This is a genomic window from Legionella genomosp. 1, from assembly GCF_900640215.1.
Taxonomy (GTDB): Bacteria; Pseudomonadota; Gammaproteobacteria; order Legionellales; family Legionellaceae; genus Legionella_C; species Legionella_C quinlivanii_A.
In genome coordinates this window covers 59,847-78,770 of the sequence record NZ_CAAAJH010000005.1, presented here as the reverse complement: position 1 = coordinate 78,770, position 18,924 = coordinate 59,847, and the positions used below count along the sequence as shown (strand labels likewise).

Sequence of the window (18,924 nt, the reverse complement as noted above, 5' to 3'; positions counted from 1 at the left end):
CCATCCTTGTGAAAATCAGAGATCCAAGAGTATAAAAAACTTAATCACTAACAGCCAGCCCGGAAAACCCACTGGTCAGACGGGGTGAACGGCGGACTTTAAGATAGGTTCTGCTTATTGCGTACAAATTGTAAATAATTATTAACAGCAGCAGTGTATGCAGCCAGGTTACGGTCAGATGCGCAAATAAGGGCAGAGTGATTAAAACACCCAGACAACCGGAAAGGCTTAAGATCATCGTTTTCTTTAAGGGTATTTTATCCTGTTGTAAAAAGACCAGGGTGGTGAGCGGCTGTTGCATGGCTCCAGCAGTGGTCATGATTGGGAAAGCGACAATCGGTGAAACATTCATCAGAAACAGAACACCCTGTATCATTACAAACAGCCCAATCCCTGCTGAGGTCAGAGCGCCGCAGATGACCATGGCCAGAAAACCAATCACCAGTTTGGCGCCCTGCAGTTCAACCACATCACCGCCCACCGGCATTAATCGGAATTGATGAGCCAGCAGCAGAAGAATAATTCCTGCAAAACAACACATCATCGTTAAACGGATTGCCTGCTTGCTCAGCCTGCTCACTATAGCCCCGCCAATCAAACCACCGACACAGGTTCCAATTACCAGCGTCAGCATGGTGGTTAAATCAACATCAACCAGCTGCATGAAAAAAAGCGACTCGATAGTTCCCGGAATCACCTGGGCGCCGTTATTCACCGCCGGCAATTCATCATCTGGAAAAGTACCCAGAAGCTTGGCCAGCGCGACGTTAACGGCAAAACTCCCAACCCCCAGGGTGTCAGCAATAAAGGCAATAATTCCGCTGATGCCCAATTTTAGATAATCCCCAATCGCCAGGCGCGTTTTTTGCTGATGGTTCATTTGATAGAACATTGCGATCACACAGACCGTACTCAACATCAGGATGACATATATAATCAGGGTAATCGCCATAACACTCACCGAAAAGAATCTGCACACGCGACAAGCAAAAAGGAAATTATACAGCAATTAACCTGCACAGCAAATAACAATTGGGGCAATCAGGAATCTTTATGATTTATTTTTAGACATGCTGCTATAATAACGGTACAGAAAATAAAAAAGACACAAGGATGTTCGATGACCATTACCATCAAAACCCCCTCTTCTCCCACCGACGAAGAACGAAAGATCCTGGCTGCACTTTTCGCACAAACCAGTAATGCCGAAGGATGGATGCCGCGCTATGGATGGCGGGCCGCAAAATCCTATGATGTCAGACTTCGCAATATCTATTACGGCAATGTGTATTATAAAGACCAGATTGAAACAGTTGTACTGGGGGAGAAAATTATACGTTTCAAGAGTAAAAAAACACCCGCCAATATCAAACACGACCGGCTTGAGGATAATCGTTATGGGGTATTAGCCGAAAAACCTCTGGGTAAAGGCGCCTTTGGTCTGGCAATTCCTGTAAAAGTCACTTATCGCCTCACTGACAGCAATACAGATTTAAGCTTCAAGGAAAAAAAACAAGGTGAACGCCGCCTTGCCAAGCAAGTTGCGCACGATCCCTATACCCCCAGATCAAATTACGAGGGGTATCCTGGCTTGAAACGAGAATATGATATTGCAAGTAAAACACCCCATACCCATCCTAAACAGCCAGTAATGTATGACGGAGAGGCCTATATGGTTGAGCGTCTGATGGAGGGGCGCTGTCTGGGCGATATTATTGATGATGATCGTGCCATTGACTGGAGTAAAGCGGTTAAACCACTGACCATGCATGAACGCTTTACTATCAGTATTAACCTCCTTGAAGCCTGGAAAGAGCAGGTATTTAATCATCAGATTATCCACCGTGATTTGAAACCTGAAAATGTGATTATCGATGATGAACTCAATGTTAAAACCATCGATTTCGGTTTAGCAAGATTATTTGAGGAAAAAATCAAGGATGATGTGGGCTCGCCAATGTATGTCAGTCCCGAAGCAGCGCAAAATAAAACAATCGATTATCGCGCCGATCTTTACTCTCTAGGCCGCCTGGTCGCCCTGGTGTGGAGGAACTCTGCTTTTTTATATAATGAAGCAGCAGCGGGTAGAGTGTTGCCCGTGGCAAGAGCTAACGATTATAGCCATATGTTTTATGCGCTTGATGTGAAGCCTGAGGTAAAAGAGCTTATTGTGAATACCCTGAAAACGCTGACCCTTATCGAGCCCAAAAGCAGAATCTCTGTTGATGAAGCCATTAATAATTTTAAAAAAGCCAGGGATCTGCAGCTTCCTCCTCAAAAACCAGAGCCGCCTCCATCAGTTGAGAAAGATTTTGCCGTGGAAGACTCTCTCCCCCACGAGAAGAAAGGCATTCTACGCAAAGCGGCTATGTTTTTTGGTATAAAGAGAGAAAAGAGCAAAAGACGCAGTGTCAACAAAGGAACAAAAGATGAATTGGCTGCAGAGAAAAGAGACAGCCATGATTCGTCTATTCACAATTAATCCTTTGTAATTAAGGACCCGTTGTCAGCGGGTCCTTGTCTTGACTTCAGTTAACCGCACAAACGTTTGGCTATCGAAGCCACATGCTTACCCTGGAAACGGGCAATCTGCCGCTCAATTTCTGAAGGAGTTCGTTTTCCGTCAGCACCGGCAATAGTTCCTGCGCCGTAAGGGGAGCTGCCGCGCATTTCGCTAAGATCGGTTAAACCTTTCTCGGAATAAGGCACTCCGACGATAATCATGCCGTGATGAATAAGGGTATTCCAGAATGAAATGATGGTGGACTCATTCCCGCCTCCAGTTCCTGTTGATACAAACACTGAAGCGATTTTACCGACCAGGCCGCCGTTTACCCACAAGCCGCCTGTCTGATCAAGAAAATTACGCATTTGGGCCGCCATGTTGCCGAAACGCGTAGGCGTACCAAAGATAATGGCATCATAATTGGCTAATTCCTGCGGGCTGGCAACCGGCGCTTCCTGGTTAAGTTTGACGCCTGCTTTTTTGGCAATATCTTCCGGCATGGTTTCGGGAACCCGTTTCAGAGCGACTTCAACGCCGTCTACTTCCTTTGCTCCCTTACTAACCTCCTCGGCCATCGTTTCCACATGCCCATAACTTGAATAATACAACACTAAAACCTTTGCCATTTCCTTCTCCTTTAATTTATGGCCCCACAGTACTGATTAAAACTGGTGATTTCTGAAATCTTCAACTGCCTGAAATATTTCCTCTTGTGTATTCATGACAAAAGGCCCGAGACGAGCGATGGGTTCATTGAGTTTGCGCGCTGCAATCAAAATGCAATGACAGGCCTCTGTGCTCGTTTTTAAATGTACTTCATCCCCGGAGGAAAGGATGGCCATTTCCTTACTGGCGATTCGCTGCGAATCAATAAGCAACTCTCCTTTCAAGACAAATACTAAACATTGATGGCTTTCCGCAACCTTCTGCAGAAACTCGCTTTCCGGGGGTAATTTTATATCAAAAAATAAGGGATCAGTCGCGATACCCTTCACTGGAGATGAGGAAGCTTCTCGTTCACCGGCAATTAATTTAAGCTCAACCCCGTTGGGCAACGTTTCATAAGCTAATTGCTCTGCAGTAAACTCCTGATAAGCGGGTTGAATCATTTTTTTGTCCGCTGGTAAATTTAGCCATAATTGAAGTCCTGTCAATCGGGCAGACTCCTTGGGCATTTCTGAGTGAATAATCCCTCGACCTGCGGTCATCCATTGCACATCACCAGGACCGATTACGCCTTTGTGACCATGGTTGTCCTGATGTTCTATCTGTCCCTCCAGCAGGTAAGTAATGGTTTCAAAACCGCGATGCGGATGGGAGGGAAATCCGGCGATGTAATCCAGCGGATTGCTGCTATCAAAAAAATCGAACAAGAGCATTGGCTCATAGGGATTATCGCGTTCCATTCCAATATAACGCTGAAGCTTGACGCCGCCGCCTTCGCGGACTAAATGCCCGGTCAATAACTTTGCCACTTTACGTTGACTCATAAGAAGCTCCTGCTGCGTGACTGCCCCGTTGGTTAATTATACCTGAACATTGTTCTGTTTTTGCCAGCCTATGATAAACTAGCGGCTGTTTCAACCTCGAGGAGGACATTGTGACTGTTGCAAAATTGATTATAGCATTGCTATTCACTTCTGTTTTTTCCCTGGCTCAGGCGACTGTTCTCACTGATACGGAAGGCAAACAAATTGATCTGAGCAGCCTGAGAGGCAAATGGGTGTTAATTAATTACTGGGCAAGCTGGTGCCAGCCCTGTCTGAATGAGATCCATGAACTCAACAGTTTTTATAAGAATAATAAAGAGAAAATAGCTCTTTTTGCCGTCAATTATGATGAGTTGCCATTGCGCGAGCAAAGACGGCTGATTAAACAACACGGAATCACTTACCCCTGCCTGGCAGTTGATCCGGGTCATTCATTGAATTTTGAGCAGCCACGCGCGGTGCCTGCCACCTTCGTTCTTAATCCTCAGGGTAAACTGGTTAAGATACTTTACGGTGAGCAAACACGGGATTCTTTGAACGAGGCAATTGGTTAAGCCTGCCAAGTCTGAAAGACAGCTTCGATCTCTGTCATTTCCGCCAGATTAAACCTCAGTCTGTCATTTCCGCGCAGGCGGAAATCCAGCGATGATTTGGCACAGTGCCTATGATGAAATAGATTCCGCCTGCGCGGGAATGACACGGCTTGCGCATAATTTGAATGAGGAATTTATGACAATACCTCATTACCCTCACTTGACAGCCCCCCACAGATCCCTAAAAATGGCATATTAATCAATATTAAAGCCGATCTTCATTGGTTTTCAGGTTGAGATATGACCTCCAGCACTGACAAACCGCAGCATCCCTTACCAGAACACCATTATCTGTTTGCCCATCTCCTCAGAGGATTGGCCTCTGCCATCGTTTTTTTAGGAGCGCATCTGCTGGGTCATTTCTGGTTAAATCACCTGGCAGTCTGTCAGTTGTTGGGTCTTCGCGTCTGTGAAGCGGCACCCTACCCGCCAGAACTGGTGTCTATTATCAATGATACTGGCTGGTTCAGGTACAGCCATTTTGGCGTCTCTTTGTTTTTTCTAATCAGCGGTTTTGTCATACCCTTTTCACTGGCCAAATATTCAAAGACACAGTTTTTGATAACGCGTTTCTTTAGAATTTATCCCACTTATTGGGCCGCCTTCTTTTTCGCATTAGTAGCTCTTTTATTATTTCACCGTGGAAAACTATGGATAGGAACCTTTGATATTCTGGCCCAGCTCAGCCTTACCCGGGATTTGTTCTGGGTTCCAAGTCTCGATGCAATCAGCTGGACATTACAAATTGAAATTAAATTCTATCTCCTTTGCGCGCTTTTCTCCGGGCTGCTGACCTCGGGAAAAAAAATGGATATTATCGCTCTGGTAGCCTGCACAAGCCTTATCGGCTTAATTCTTTCTGAAACGCAGTTAGGCATGGATAATCGGGTTAATCAGTGGACACTTACTATTTCCTGGTATGGATTAGCTCATGCTTGCGGAAACTCGGCGGTCTACATTGTGTATATGCTAATAGGCACCTGTTTTAACTGGCATTGCCGCAATTTCCTGTCGACCCGGCAAATGACCACACTCATCATTGCCTTTTTCCTGCTGTTCATGTTGCTTTGGTCGCGAAGCGATTATCAGTCACAATGGTATCCTGGCACTTTTAATTATGGCCTGGCATTGATTATTTTCGCAGTCGCGTATCGCTTCAGAGAACAGATTTCAGCACCACCCCTGTTTATCTGGCTTGGCAATATAAGCTATCCTCTTTACGTGGTTCATTTATTGCCTAGTTATGTGTTGATTTACTGGCTGACTTATGTAAAAAAATTTCCGGCGATACTCGCCATTTTGCTCGCTGGAATTATCGCTATTTCACTGGCGTTGCTCCTGCATCGCTGGGTTGAATTGCCAACTAACCGCTTTGGCAAACGACTGGCAAAGCGAATGAAGCGCTAACTGCGGATAAATCCCCATTTTCTGACGCATTATGATACACTTGATAAACAATTTTTAAATATTAATCTTCCCTGCATCATTGCAAATTCAGAGTGAATAATGATTAAACGGTGGCTGCTTTTCGGGCTGGGCGGCGGACTTACAACCAGCTTTACTTATCTTATATATCTTAGCCTGAATCATCTTATTGACTATCAGTGGGCTTATTTTATCGGCTATTTTTTAGGCGTATTGCTGGCCTACTGGTTTAATACGGTAATTGTTTTTAAAGCGGAGTTGCACTGGAAAGGTTTATTTACCTATCCTTTAATTTATGTCGTACAATATCTGCTCTCCGCGGCCTTGCTGGGAACTTTAGTTGAGCAGTTTAACATTTCTCAGCAGCTTGCCCCCTTGCTGGTGATCGCAGCGATGGTTCCTCTAACCTATTATCTGAACAAGCTGGTGATTGGCTTGCCTAATAAGCGAAAACCGGCTCAAAAGTAAGCTCCTCTAGGCTCGTTGGCAATTGCCTGAGACATCCTCATAAAAATTAGGCAGCTGTGTCATTTCCGCGCAGGCGGAAATCCATCCATGGTTTGGCTAAGTGCCGGTGATGAGATGGATTCCTGCCTGCGCAGGAATGGCACAATTTGTAAGGAAATGAGATGAAATATATACAGACCTTAATCTGGCAGAAATTATGGGTTAAGAGTTGTATTCTCCCTGAGAAGAAGGGAAAATACACAGGTTGGGTTAATCCCCGAATTTTTCGATTTAACAGGATTAAGTATGAAAATTCTCGTAACTGGAGGTGCAGGATTTATCGGCTCAGCACTGGTTCGCTATTTGATAACCCATACTGATCACCAGGTGATTAATGTCGACTGCCTGACTTATGCAGGAAATCTCGAATCTCTCAGCACAATCAGCAAAAGCCCCAACTATCTTTTCGAGCAGGTCGATATTTGTTCTGCGCAAAAAATCAGAGAACTTTTTAAAATCCATTGTCCTGAAGCCGTTATGCACCTGGCCGCTGAAACGCATGTCGATCGCTCAATTGAGGGGCCTGCCAGCTTTATTTATACCAATATTGTAGGTACTTTTAATTTACTTCAGGCAGCGCTTGAGTATTGGCAGCAATTACCCGTATCCCGGCAAAAAAGCTTTCGTTTTCATCATGTTTCAACAGACGAAGTATATGGGGAGCTTGAGCATAATGACGAGCTTTTCACAGAAACCACCAAATATGCGCCCAATTCACCTTATTCTGCCAGTAAAGCAAGCTCCGATCATCTGGTTCGTGCCTGGCATCGTACCTATGGTTTGCCCGTACTAATCAGTAATTGCTCTAATAATTACGGACCCTTTCAATTTCCTGAAAAACTGATTCCCTTAATGATTTCAAATGCTTTGGCTGGCAAGCCTTTACCAATTTATGGGGATGGCAAACAGGTCCGCGACTGGCTTTATGTTGATGATCATGTGCGCGCACTCTATCGCGTTCTGACAGTGGGCAGAGCCGGAGAGACCTATAACATAGGCGGGCATAATGAAAAAAGAAATATTGAGGTGGTGTTAACTCTTTGCTCACAACTTGAAGAAATTGCGCCAGTGAAGCCCAGAGGAGTCAACAATTATTCCGATCTCATTACCTATGTGACAGATAGACCGGGGCATGATCAACGTTATGCTATTGACGCGGGCAAGATGCAAAAGGAACTAGGCTGGACTCCGCAAGAAAACTTTGAGACGGGACTTCGCAAGACCATTCAATGGTATGTTGAAAACCGCTCCTGGAGCAGTAAGCTTTTATCAAAACAACAAGTGTTCAATCAGCGCGAACATGGGGATGCATTAGTATGAGCCGTCAAGTTAACCCGTTTATCTTCAAACCCCAGCCCACCAATACAAAAGGCATCATTCTTTCAGGTGGGGCTGGCACCAGGCTCCACCCCATAACCAAAGGCGTTTCAAAGCAATTACTCCCCATATACGATAAGCCGATGATTTACTATCCCTTGTCGGTTCTCATGCTGGCAGGTATTCGCGACATTCTCATCATCACCACCCCCGAAGAGCAGGCTTCTTTTCAATATTTGCTGGGTAATGGCGAGCAGTTTGGAATTAAACTAAGCTACGAGGTCCAGCCAAAACCTGAAGGATTAGCGCAGGCCTTTATTATAGGCGAAGAATTTATCGGCAAAGAAAAAGTCTGTTTAATTCTTGGCGATAACATTTATTACGGCCAGGGTCTTACTCCGAAACTACAAGAGGCATTGTCACGTGCATCAGGTGCAACCATTTTTGCTTATCGTGTCAAAGATCCCCACCGTTTTGGTGTGATTGAATTTGATGAGCACCTGCGCGCGCTGTCCATTGAAGAAAAACCGATAAACCCCAAATCCAATTATGCAGTAACCGGGCTTTATTTTTATGATAATGATGTAGTCGAAATAGCCAGACAGATTAAACCCTCCAAACGAGGTGAACTCGAGATTACAAGGGTCAACCAAGCCTATCTTGAGCGAAATAATCTCCATGTTGAATTATTGGGCCGCGGCTTTGCATGGCTAGATGCCGGCACGCATGAAAGCCTTCTTGAGGCAGGGATGTTTGTACAGGCAATTGAAAATCGGCAAGGTCTTAAAATCGCCTGTCTCGAAGAAATTGCCTATCATAATGGCTGGCTAAGCACCGAGGAACTTTCTGAGCTGGTTCATCATATGAATAAAAATAGCTATGGCGCCTATTTGCAATCAATACTATTTGAAGAAAAAAAGGCTTCCGAGAATTTTGAGCTAAGTCCGATATAAGTAGAGATTAAAATGATTCAATTTAATAAACCAGCTTACACCACCGCTGAAGATCAATACGTCCTGGCAGCTATGCAGAGCTCTAAACTCTGCGGCGATGGTCATTATACAAAGCTCTGCCAGCAGTGGTTTGAGAACCAGTTTAATTGCAAGAGAGCGCTGATGACCCCTTCCTGCACAGCCGCTCTTGAAATGGCGGCGATTCTCCTGGATATCCAGCCAGGCGATGAAGTGATTATGCCAAGCTATACGTTCGTCAGCACCGCCAATGCCTTTGTTCTGCGTGGGGCAACAATTGTTTTTGTAGATATTCGCCCGGATACAATGAATATTGATGAAACAAAAATCGAAGCAGCAATCACTAATAAAACCAAAGCCATTGTTCCAGTACATTATGCTGGCGTTGCCTGTGAAATGAATGCGATTATGGCGTTAGCAGAAAAATACAATCTCTTTGTTGTAGAGGACGCTGCACAGGCAGTCATGGCCTTCTACGAAAAACGCCCCCTGGGAACTATTGGACATTTCGGCTGCTACAGTTTTCATGAAACAAAGAACTATACCTCGGGTGGCGAAGGAGGTGCTCTGCTAATTAATGATGAGCACTTTTTAGAGCGTGCAGAAATTATTCGCCAGAAGGGTACGAATCGCGCCCAGTTTTTGAAGGGACAGGTCGATAAGTATACCTGGAGAGATGTAGGTTCAAGCTATTTACCGGGCGAACTTCAGATGGCTTATCTGTATGCTCAGCTATTGGAAGCGGAAGCAATTAATGAGCAACGTCTTGCTATATGGAATACCTATCATGAGGGTCTGGCTTCCCTTGAGTCCGAATCATTAATTACCCGTCCTTTTGTGCCTGAAAATTGCCAGCATAATGCACACATGTATTATCTTAAATTACCCTCAAACAATGAGCGGGCAGAATTTATTGAAGCGATGAAAAAAAGCGGAATTCAAACCGTTTTTCACTATATTCCCTTGCATTCAAGCCCGGCCGGCATACAATTTGGCAGCTTTGCGGGAGAGGATAGTTTTACCAGCAAAGAAAGCGAGCGCCTGGTTCGATTACCGTTATGGTATAATTTATCCCTGGATGAAACAGAGTGGATTATCAAACAGATAGGGAATTATTTTCGTAACTCACCAGGTACGTCATCCTGAGCATAGAGAAGGACCTCAAATTGCTTGGAACTGAGCCAGATTCAGGAGATCCTTCACTGCGTTCAGGATGACGTTTCTATAAATTCCCTGGGCTGAATAGTTACACAGGATTTTCTTCCCTAAACTTTTTCTCAAGTAAAAGCACATTTCTGCTTTTTTCTTTGACTCTTTTCACTGGAATGCCAATATAAACCCCCCAGGGGTCGGTGTTTTTGGTGACCAGAGACATAGCACCGATGGAGCAACCCTCGCCTATTGAAACTCCGGGGAAAATCACCGCACTTGCTCCAATCATAACAAAGCGGTTAATTATAACCTTCGCTTTGTACTCATTTTTATATTCTTTAGGAACTAAGGGGCTATACAGATACTCGCCGCTATAATCATCTGATTGACTAAATACCTGTGAGCCATAGGAGACACCCGAATAATCACCAATAAAAATCCCTTCAGTACCCCCTCCTAATAAACAAAAAGCAGCAACATGCACATAAGTTCCCATCGCTATTTTTCCAGAAATAACACAGAAGTCATCCACGCGTGTATAATCACCAATCTCTGTTTGCTCTGGATTATAAATGCAAGCCTTATCGCTAATTTTTACATTTTTCCCTAACTTCTTAAAATTCATAGCTTCTAATTGGTTTTGGCTAAGGTATCCCATCTACAACTCCTTGGCTTTAGGTGTTATTATTACAAAAAAGATAAATCCCGTCATGCAAGATATATCCTGAGACTACAGATCAGTGCTTATGCTTTATTAAAGGAAATGAATGGAACTGTCAATTGTATCTACCCTTTATCAATCTGAGCAATATATTAAAGAGTTTTGTCAACGCGTGTCTATTGTCGCCGAAAAGCTTGTGGGTAAGGATTATGAGATTATCCTCGTTAATGACGGTTCGCCTGATAACAGCCTCGATATAGCTATTAGTCTGATGACAGAATTCCCTGCTCTTAAAATTGTCGACTTATCTCGTAATTTTGGACATCACAAAGCAATGATGACTGGACTGGCTCAAGCCAGGGGGGAAAAAATTTTTTTGCTGGATAGCGATTTGGAAGAAGAGCCTGAATGGCTTTTTTCATTTAATGAGCAATTGGAAGCTGAGTTCTGTGATGTAGTGTATGGTGTACAGCAGAAAAGAAAAGGGTCATTATTTGAGCGCTACAGCGGCAAACTGTTTTACGGCATCCTAAAGCTTTTAATTAAAGAGCGTCTACCGGCCAATATTACAGTAGCTCGCCTAATGACACGTCGTTATGTCAACGCCTTGTTACAACATCGGGAACAAGAGATCTATATTGCTGGTTTATGGCATATTACCGGGTTCAAACAATGCCCGAAGACCGTTAAAAAACACTCCTCGAGCAAAACAACCTACACATTGGGCAAAAAAATTGCTTTGTTCACTAACTCAATTACCTCATTTAGTAATTTACCTCTGGTTATGGTTTTTTATATCGGTTTAATCATTATGGGAATAGCCTGCGGCTATACCTCCCTGTTGATTTTTAATAAGTTTTTTTTACACAAAGTATTGCAAGGCTGGACTTCAGTAATGGCCTCCATTTGGTTACTGGGAGGGCTGATTATTTCATTAATTGGCATCATTGGAATTTATCTTTCAAAGATTTTTATTGAGATAAAAAACCGCCCCTACACCATTATTCGCCATACTTATGAAGCCGGCTCTCCCCCGTCTTTCCACCATAAGCCGCATTTAAATCAGCGAGGATCCCAGACATTAGAAAAGGATATACTGAGTCAAACTGAAGATTCAAGCCTGATGTTTTAACTGAAATTTTATAATGCTGCCTGTATAAATCTTAAATGTAATGTTAAACTGCTTGCAGAGTAAGTACATAATTTAGAGTAAAATGAATATGTCGTCTTTTAAGGAAAAACCCTTACTACTCTTCACATTGCTTTATTTACCGGCAACTTTGATTATTCTCCAATCCTATTTCAAATCATCGCTCACGGGGTTTCCTCATTCCTGGTCTATTTATTGGACCGTACGGATATTCTTGTTAGTCACCTTTATAATTTCATTATTTAAGTTTGCAACAGATAATGATTTGAATCCTTCTACAATCAAATCAGTTGATCGCTTTCAGAATATTAGAAGTAAACAAGATCCACTATTGGGAATCAGAGCCCTTGCCTGCTTGAATGTTTTTTTTGGGCACTGGTTTATTAATGCGTTCATGCCTGGAATTATTTCCTTGGCATATCCTTATAATTACATTGTATTAACCCTCTTTAGTTGCTCGCCCTGGGGCGGCGTTTGGATTTTTTTTACATTATCAGGATATTTAATGGGCAAAGGCTTTGTAACACGCCGGCATAATTTGACAAGAAATGGAATCAAGAAATTTTATACTCACCGGATGAGGCGTATACTACCCATTTATTTTTCTGTAATTTTCATTGTGGCAATCCTAATGAGTCCACAAACTTTAGATTTTAGAAATCCTTTAATGGTGAATGAGTTTCTCGAATATTGTTTATTTGATCTCAATGGTTTACGTGGGACAAATGGAGTTTTATGGTCACTCAGTACGGAATGCCAGTTTTACCTGCTGGTTCCGTTTCTATACTTAATGATCGCTTTCTTCTTCACCAGCACCAAAAAGTTGTTGTTTTTTGTCATTTCATTGTGTGTCGGCTTCGTTAGTATGAGGTATTGGCTATTGAGTGAAGGTTATTCCTGGCATCCCAAGGTGTATATGCCGTTCTTAACCAATATTGATTGTTTCCTAGTAGGTGTTACTACATCCATAATTGTCAATAATTATAGAAAAAGCGAGTTTTATTTAAAAAACGGTATGCGATATGGCTTTATCAGTGTGATAGCGTTACAAGTACTACTCACAGGATGGTCTTATCCTGCAATTGTTGTTCTAAAGTGGTTCAATAGCTTCATGAGTTTAGCGCCAGCGGTTATAGCATTAGGTACTGGAGTTTGTATATTTTTCTTTGAAACTGCCGAATTAAAACAACGAAGTCATAACCCTTTCTGGAAAATTTCTGCGTTTGCCGGCGCCATTACTTACTGTTTTTATGTCTGGCACTGGCCTATTATTTTTTCAATAAGAAAACTATTTCCTCCTCAAATCACCCTGTTGGAGTCCGTGTGCATTTTACCATTTGGTTTCATCTCAACCCTCCTGGTGGCATACATATTTTATCAATTTGTTGAAAAATTTTACGACAATAATAAATTAAATATTAACACAATTGAGGATAAGACAATTGCGCACGCATCAGTGTTGTCTAACTAGCAAGTATAATCAGTAATGTTTATCAGGCGCTTGGATTTTTACTTTCATTATATTTAATTGCTTTATTTACGCTTTTTGAACCCACTGAACTCGTAGAAAATTTAGACTGGGCTTACCAGATAGGGCTTGAGGTGTTATACCATGATTGAATATGTACGGATCACAACAGCAAGCCTAACCAGGATGAACAATGCGTTTGGGCAGATTTATGCACTATTAATCTGTGTTTTCTTTGCTAGGTATATCTGTTTATAAGTTTACCTACGAGGCCATTGCTGTAAAATAGACTGAACTTTTCATTGACGGTAAATAGTGAATAATCTTTTAACACACACTACAATGCAATGTGTTGTTAAGCAACTCATAATTTATGCGCTGATCGGTCTTTTGACTAATGGAAGCGCCTACATGATTTATTTGTTACTAACACACTGGGGAGTATCATCAAAACTAGCGGTTACTTTATTATATTCGACTGGCTCGCTGATAGGTTTTTTAGGTAACAGACGCTTAACCTTTAATCACACGGGCAATCTTCGGGCAATCTATATAAGATATAGTGTTGTTCAAATACTTGGTTACTTGCTCAATCTAGCTTTGCTTGTTTGCCTGGTTGATTGGTACGGATTCTCACATCAATATGTCCAGGCTATAGCGGTTGTCATTGTGGCCTGTTTCATATTTGCTTCTTTGAAATTGGCTGTATTCAAAAAATAAGAAAACGTTTTCATTCATTAGTTATCGAGCTATCAATGGTCAGGAAGTGGCAGTTTGACAATGTCAAAAAAAAAATAATAAATGCTTGCGCTAATAACGCAACTTTTGTACAAGATGCTAACGGGAATGCCTTCGTGCCTCGGTGTCTAAAACCGGAGTGAGTAACTTTAAAATATGGTCTGATCTCTCCTTGTTGGACGCACAGTTTAAATGATATTCAGTATTAAAAAAGCTTTCCGGTTTAAAGAAAAAGTCATTGGGCGTGCCCAAGAGGTTCACTTCTTTTTTCTTAAGCTCTGACCATACATTGTTTATGGCCTCCTGATACCAATCGGATCGTGTAATTTCACTATCTACCTGTACCGGGGCCATGACAAAAACTTTAACGCCTCGAGCCTCCATCGCCTTTATACTGTCTATCAGCAACTTAGCCGAGTATTTATTAATGGAGGAATTTTTCTTGGGAAACAAGTAGCTAGCTCCGGTAGCAGAGATATTGACCCCACAGGTGTGCAGCATATCACCGTGATCATTCATATTCACATAGGAATATGAAAATGTATCCTGAGTACTGGCAACCTTGTCATAGTAGGCAAGCGCCTCGCTGGGTGTTTGGGTATGAAGAAATGGATTTGCCGCTAATATCGCTTCCTTATTGAATTTTACTGATATATTTTGCTTAAGATCAGCAAGGGAAACTGACTTCATAAAACGTATTTTCCTCCCCAGGCTAAGTCCGTCATAATAGGAGCGGTTCCATGCGACTACCTGCTCTACTATCCAGTTATTCAGATCTCTGTAATCAGTCAGATAATATCCCCATACCAGCGGCAGTATTACCGTGTCTCCACGGCGTGCATTCCGTACAGCAACATTAAGTATCCAGTCCAATGGGAGACCTCCGTGAAGCCCCATGTTGACAACGGGTCTTCCTAATTTTTTCTCTATATAGGCACTGTCCATTCCGAATAAAACATTGGAGTCAGCGACAAACAGTATTCGTTTTCCTGTTGCTCTTCTGGCAATATCTTCTTTCAGGATAACCCAGTTTGCAAGATCGTATGAAGCCGGAATTGGTGCGCCAAACTGATAATTGAAAGCCGTAAAATAGGTAGCGCCAATGATAAACGCCGTAATAGCTGAAGAGATGATAAATAGTCTATATGAGTTCATTGATTAAGTTAAAAATAGAGAAAAGGCGATATTGATGATTCCAAAGTTCATCAATATACTTCCAATTCCCAATGTTGTACATCATAGCCGGGGATACAATGAGTTACACTTTTTAAAATATCAGTCTTTGCAACTTTAACAAATTAGAAATCGAGTGTAGACTGCGGCATTAAAAAAGGAATTGAATAGAGAATCATGCTTTTTACATCCCTTGAATTTATTTTTGCGTTTCTCCCAATCGTCCTGATTGGCTTTTTTCTGATAGCAAACCTGTTTGGAAAAAAAGCGGGAGCCATCTTTTTGGCAGCAGCCTCCCTGTTTTTCTATGGCTGGTGGAGCACTAAATATATCGCATTACTACTGACCTCTATCGTTTTCAATTACAGTATCGGTTGCTTTATCTCAATGAACCAGGAGCGCAGTGCCAGAGCACGGCTCGCATTATTTGCAGGAGTTACCGGAAACCTGTTGCTGCTCTGTTATTACAAATACTCAAATTTCTTTCTTGGCGAAATTGCCAGAGCAACTGGCATGAATCTGCCCACACTATATCTGGTATTGCCTCTGGGAATTTCCTTTTTCAGCTTTACTCAAATTGCGTTTCTTGTAGATACCTGGAGAAAAACTACCGAAGAGTATAACTTCTGGCACTACCTGTTATTTGTTACCTGGTTTCCACACCTGATTGCAGGCCCAATTCTTCATCATAAGCAAATGATGCCGCAATTTAAAAATCCCGAGATTTATCGGATTAGATCAAGGAATGTAGCGATAGGAATTATTCTCTTTTTTGTTGGCTTAAGTAAAAAACTGTTACTCGCAGACCCTATCAGCGCATATGCAGATCCCGTCTTCAACGCAGTAGCACTTGGGCAGGCTGTTGATATATGGGTCGCCTGGGTAGGAGCTTTGGCCTACACCTTTCAGATTTACTTTGATTTTTCCGGATACTCTGACATGGCCGTCGGCCTCTCAATACTGTTCGGGATTAAACTGCCAATCAATTTTAATTCACCTTACAAGGCGCAAAACATTATTGAGTTCTGGCGCCGCTGGCACATGACTCTCTCCCAGTTTCTGCGCGACTATCTTTACATTCCCCTGGGTGGAAGCAGGAAAGGTGAAGTACGGAAATTAAATAATCTAATGGCAACCATGTTATTAGGCGGTTTATGGCATGGCGCAAACTGGACATTTATCATCTGGGGGGCTCTGCATGGCGCCTATTTATGCGTGAATCACCTCTGGCATAAACTTACGCGCAACTTCGGACTATCGGGCATTATCCCGAGAATATTAGCCGCGCCCTCAAGCATTCTGCTAACTTTTATTCTGGTAGTTGTGGCCTGGGTATTCTTCAGAGCCGATTCGGTGCATTCAGCCCATATGCTGATTAATAGCATGACAGGACGAATGGAGGGGGCCAGCTGGGGAACACTCTTCCCTAACCTGAACTTGATGACATTTATAGGCTATGCATTATTGTCCATGATTGTTATCTGGGCATTTCCAAATATCTATGAATGGCTTGCTGTACTGGAAAATGTACTGCAAAACAGCATAAAAATCGACGAATATAGCGGAGCAAGGGTCAGCCAGGCGTTTTGTATCCTAATAGCTGTTGTCTGTACAACGCTGGGTATTATAAGTATATTAACGACATTTGGTACCAACATTAACAGCCCATTTCTTTATTTCCAATTCTAGCCATGAAGCCATATAGACTAACCATAATATCCTCTGCGGTAACCGCCCTGGTCCTTATCGGGGCCTACCTTGCGGCTTTCAACTACCAATTTGGCGCGCCTATTCCTGCTGGCTATGAGCTTGCCAACTGGTTTTTTTTGAAAGAAGACATTGCCAAACAGGCATCAGGCCCACGAATACTGCTGCTCGGCGACTCAAACGTGCTTTTTGGAATGGACAGTCCCTATATTGAGCAAAAAATTGGAAGACCCGTTGTCAACTTAGGGCTTCATGGAGCTCTCCCATTAGATTCGATACTGGATGTTGCATCACGAAATGCAAGACCGGGAGACACCGTTATACTTCCTATCGTATGGGATTATTATATCAGGGATTACAAGGTTCCTACCAAGTGGCTGATAGATCAGGTAGTGGCCTGGCACAGTTCCTATTTTGCCGGACTCGGTTTGAAAAGAAAAATAGAATTTTATAAATCTATTTCCCTTACTGACCTGATGAATAATCTGTCAACCAAATTTAATAAGGAAGCTGTATTAAAAGAGAATCCACTACGCGAATTATCGTCCCCTTCTGAAGCCCTGGCTAATTACAAAAAGAATTCCAATGCTCAGAACGATTTTTCGTATTCTTATCTGAATATGAATGATCATGGCGATATGCTGCATGCCTGCGGAGTTCGGATTTCTGCCAGCGCGGCTAACTATCTGGTTCCTAAAAGCACTTCATCCATTAATAGAACGTCCTTTAAATTTCTTGTTAAACGAATTAAAAGTTTAGAAGCCAGAGGGATTCATGTGTTTGTTATCGCCCCGGTTCAGGTAGATGATACGACGAGTCAATCAGACTGGTATCAGGCTTTTGTAAATAATGTTTGGACAGAACTTAGGAATAATGGAATCAGCGTCCTGGGTACGCCCAATGAATTTAATTTTAAACCGGAGAACTTTTTCGATACAGACTACCATTTAAACTGTGATGCAAACAAGGATCGCTCAGAGCGAATTGTTAAACTGCTTGTCCCAGTTTTGCCAACTTTGGTTTAAAGACCATGATCAGGGTAAACATAGTGCACCCTTCATGTCCATTGCAAAAAATCAGAAAATGATTATGGTTTTTCCGCAACTACAAATCGCGAGCCGCCAACAGGAAAATTAATTCCTTTTTTAATAAGCCCAATTTCTGCACGCAGCATTTTTTCAAAAATGAAATTAAGCACCGGAGACATCTTAAGTTCCGAGTAATCCCTGTGGGCTTGAGGTCCTTTAAATTGTTGCACAAACCTTGATAACATCATCGCGGGCAATAAACTGGTCACAAATGAAGTGCTGCGTAAAATCTTAAAACCCGCGCCTCGAACTTTGTCGTGTAGTTCGTCTGCTTTATAACGTCTCACGTGGCAGGCATATTCATCCATCGGACTCCAGAGCCAGGGGTGCTGAGGCACGGAAATTAAGCAAACCCCACCTGGTTTTAATGCCTGGAAAATTTGCTCTAAAACCAATGAATCTTCTTCTATGTGCTCAATCACATCGAAGGCACCTATCGCATCAAACTCGTTATCAAAGGGAATGTTTCTTGCGTCCATTTGCATAAGACTTGCAGACGGCAGTCTCTGGGCCGCAAATTGTAAACCCGCGGTGAATAGCTCACTGCCATGCAGTCTTGCTTCCGGAAATAGTTTGGAGATGCCCCATAATACAAAACCGGTTCCACAGCCTATTTCAAGAAAGGACTGGAATTCAGGGCGATAATGGGAAAGTGACCATGTAATAAGATGGTTACGCGCCCGAAACCAGAAATTGGCTGCCTCGAATCTGGCCAATGCAGCAAAACTTTCCGGATCGAAACCGATCCCCTCATGGGCCAATGAAGGTGCAAATGAAGGGAAACCATCCACTATCGAGTATGTTCCCTCACAGGCATGACAATTATGCTCTTCAGCAAGAAAAAGTGTGCTGCAAGCCAGACATTTCCTCATATAATTAACCGTCTTATTGTTATGATCGTGATTGTAATATAGTTGGCAACTTAATAATATTGTTTAAACATCAAAGCTTTTTTGGTTTCTGTTCGTACATTTTATA

General features: G+C 42.6%; 18 protein-coding genes. 12 read left to right on the top strand and 6 right to left on the bottom strand.

The features are described from left to right. Positions 1-40: 40 nt before the first annotated feature. Entirely contained in the window at positions 41-952 is a 912-nt protein-coding gene (locus tag E1O89_RS06695) for a TSUP family transporter (protein WP_112218838.1), read from the bottom strand. Positions 953-1,120: 168 nt separating this feature from the next. Between E1O89_RS06695 and E1O89_RS06690 the strand changes: the two genes are divergently transcribed. Further along, a complete protein-coding gene (locus E1O89_RS06690) occupies positions 1,121-2,482 on the top strand; it encodes a protein kinase domain-containing protein (protein WP_133139491.1) in 1,362 nt (453 codons plus the stop codon). Positions 2,483-2,532: 50 nt separating this feature from the next. Here the strand turns inward: E1O89_RS06690 and wrbA are convergent, their stop codons facing one another. Together wrbA and E1O89_RS06680 are read right to left on the bottom strand one after the other, a co-directional pair. Next, the gene (wrbA, locus tag E1O89_RS06685) at positions 2,533-3,132 is read right to left on the bottom strand and encodes an NAD(P)H:quinone oxidoreductase (protein ID WP_133139490.1); all 600 of its coding nucleotides are present in this window, start codon (positions 3,130-3,132) and stop codon (positions 2,533-2,535) included. Positions 3,133-3,168: 36 nt separating this feature from the next. Next, positions 3,169-3,996 (bottom strand): pirin family protein, encoded by an 828-nt coding sequence (locus E1O89_RS06680; protein ID WP_133139489.1) that lies wholly within the window; start codon positions 3,994-3,996, stop codon positions 3,169-3,171. Between the two features lie 110 nt (positions 3,997-4,106). Between E1O89_RS06680 and E1O89_RS06675 the strand changes: the two genes are divergently transcribed. The 6 genes from E1O89_RS06675 to rffA all read left to right on the top strand — a co-directional run bounded on the left by E1O89_RS06675 (position 4,107) and on the right by rffA (position 9,955). Further along, the gene (locus E1O89_RS06675) at positions 4,107-4,550 is read left to right on the top strand and encodes a TlpA disulfide reductase family protein (RefSeq protein WP_233013825.1); all 444 of its coding nucleotides are present in this window, start codon (positions 4,107-4,109) and stop codon (positions 4,548-4,550) included. A gap of 279 nt (positions 4,551-4,829) precedes the next feature. Then, complete coding sequence (locus E1O89_RS06670; RefSeq protein WP_133139488.1) at positions 4,830-5,996, top strand: acyltransferase family protein; 1,167 nt, start codon at positions 4,830-4,832, stop codon at positions 5,994-5,996. A gap of 99 nt (positions 5,997-6,095) precedes the next feature. Then, the gene (locus tag E1O89_RS06665) at positions 6,096-6,482 is read left to right on the top strand and encodes a GtrA family protein (RefSeq protein WP_133139487.1); all 387 of its coding nucleotides are present in this window, start codon (positions 6,096-6,098) and stop codon (positions 6,480-6,482) included. A 285-nt stretch (positions 6,483-6,767) separates the two neighbouring features. Then, positions 6,768-7,841 (top strand): dTDP-glucose 4,6-dehydratase, encoded by a 1,074-nt coding sequence (gene rfbB / locus E1O89_RS06660; protein ID WP_133139486.1) that lies wholly within the window; start codon positions 6,768-6,770, stop codon positions 7,839-7,841. Then, complete coding sequence (gene rfbA, locus E1O89_RS06655) at positions 7,838-8,791, top strand: glucose-1-phosphate thymidylyltransferase RfbA (RefSeq protein WP_133139485.1); 954 nt, start codon at positions 7,838-7,840, stop codon at positions 8,789-8,791. The genes rfbB and rfbA overlap by 4 nt, the downstream gene beginning before the upstream one ends. A gap of 12 nt (positions 8,792-8,803) precedes the next feature. Continuing rightward, on the top strand, positions 8,804-9,955 hold the full coding sequence (gene rffA / locus E1O89_RS06650; RefSeq protein WP_133139484.1) for a dTDP-4-amino-4,6-dideoxygalactose transaminase: 1,152 nt from the start codon (positions 8,804-8,806) through the stop codon (positions 9,953-9,955). A 100-nt stretch (positions 9,956-10,055) separates the two neighbouring features. Here the strand turns inward: rffA and E1O89_RS06645 are convergent, their stop codons facing one another. Beyond that, on the bottom strand, positions 10,056-10,619 hold the full coding sequence (locus tag E1O89_RS06645; protein WP_133139483.1) for an acyltransferase: 564 nt from the start codon (positions 10,617-10,619) through the stop codon (positions 10,056-10,058). A gap of 109 nt (positions 10,620-10,728) precedes the next feature. Between E1O89_RS06645 and E1O89_RS06640 the strand changes: the two genes are divergently transcribed. The 3 genes from E1O89_RS06640 (at position 10,729) to E1O89_RS15775 (ending at position 13,960) form a co-directional block, all read left to right on the top strand. Then, positions 10,729-11,754, top strand: a complete 1,026-nt coding sequence (locus E1O89_RS06640) for a glycosyltransferase family 2 protein (protein WP_133139482.1) — start codon at positions 10,729-10,731, stop codon at positions 11,752-11,754. Between the two features lie 232 nt (positions 11,755-11,986). Continuing rightward, positions 11,987-13,243 carry an acyltransferase family protein gene (locus tag E1O89_RS06635; RefSeq protein ID WP_165483088.1) on the top strand — a complete coding sequence of 419 codons (1,257 nt, stop codon included), beginning with the start codon at positions 11,987-11,989 and terminating at the stop codon, positions 13,241-13,243. A gap of 339 nt (positions 13,244-13,582) precedes the next feature. Then, positions 13,583-13,960, top strand: coding sequence for a GtrA family protein (locus E1O89_RS15775; protein WP_410054762.1), 378 nt, complete (start codon positions 13,583-13,585; stop codon positions 13,958-13,960). A 117-nt stretch (positions 13,961-14,077) separates the two neighbouring features. On the opposite strand, the gene E1O89_RS06625 is transcribed toward E1O89_RS15775, so the two are convergent. Next, entirely contained in the window at positions 14,078-15,133 is a 1,056-nt protein-coding gene (locus E1O89_RS06625; RefSeq protein WP_133139479.1) for a hypothetical protein, read from the bottom strand. Positions 15,134-15,328: 195 nt separating this feature from the next. On the opposite strand from E1O89_RS06625, the gene E1O89_RS06620 reads away from it, so the two are divergent. Beyond that, the gene (locus E1O89_RS06620) at positions 15,329-16,840 is read left to right on the top strand and encodes an MBOAT family O-acyltransferase (protein WP_133139478.1); all 1,512 of its coding nucleotides are present in this window, start codon (positions 15,329-15,331) and stop codon (positions 16,838-16,840) included. 2 nt (positions 16,841-16,842) lie between these two features. Then, on the top strand, positions 16,843-17,883 hold the full coding sequence (locus E1O89_RS06615) for a hypothetical protein (RefSeq protein WP_133139477.1): 1,041 nt from the start codon (positions 16,843-16,845) through the stop codon (positions 17,881-17,883). Between the two features lie 62 nt (positions 17,884-17,945). On the opposite strand, the gene E1O89_RS06610 is transcribed toward E1O89_RS06615, so the two are convergent. Next, positions 17,946-18,818 (bottom strand): class I SAM-dependent methyltransferase, encoded by an 873-nt coding sequence (locus E1O89_RS06610; RefSeq protein ID WP_133139476.1) that lies wholly within the window; start codon positions 18,816-18,818, stop codon positions 17,946-17,948. Positions 18,819-18,924 lie beyond the last annotated feature (106 nt).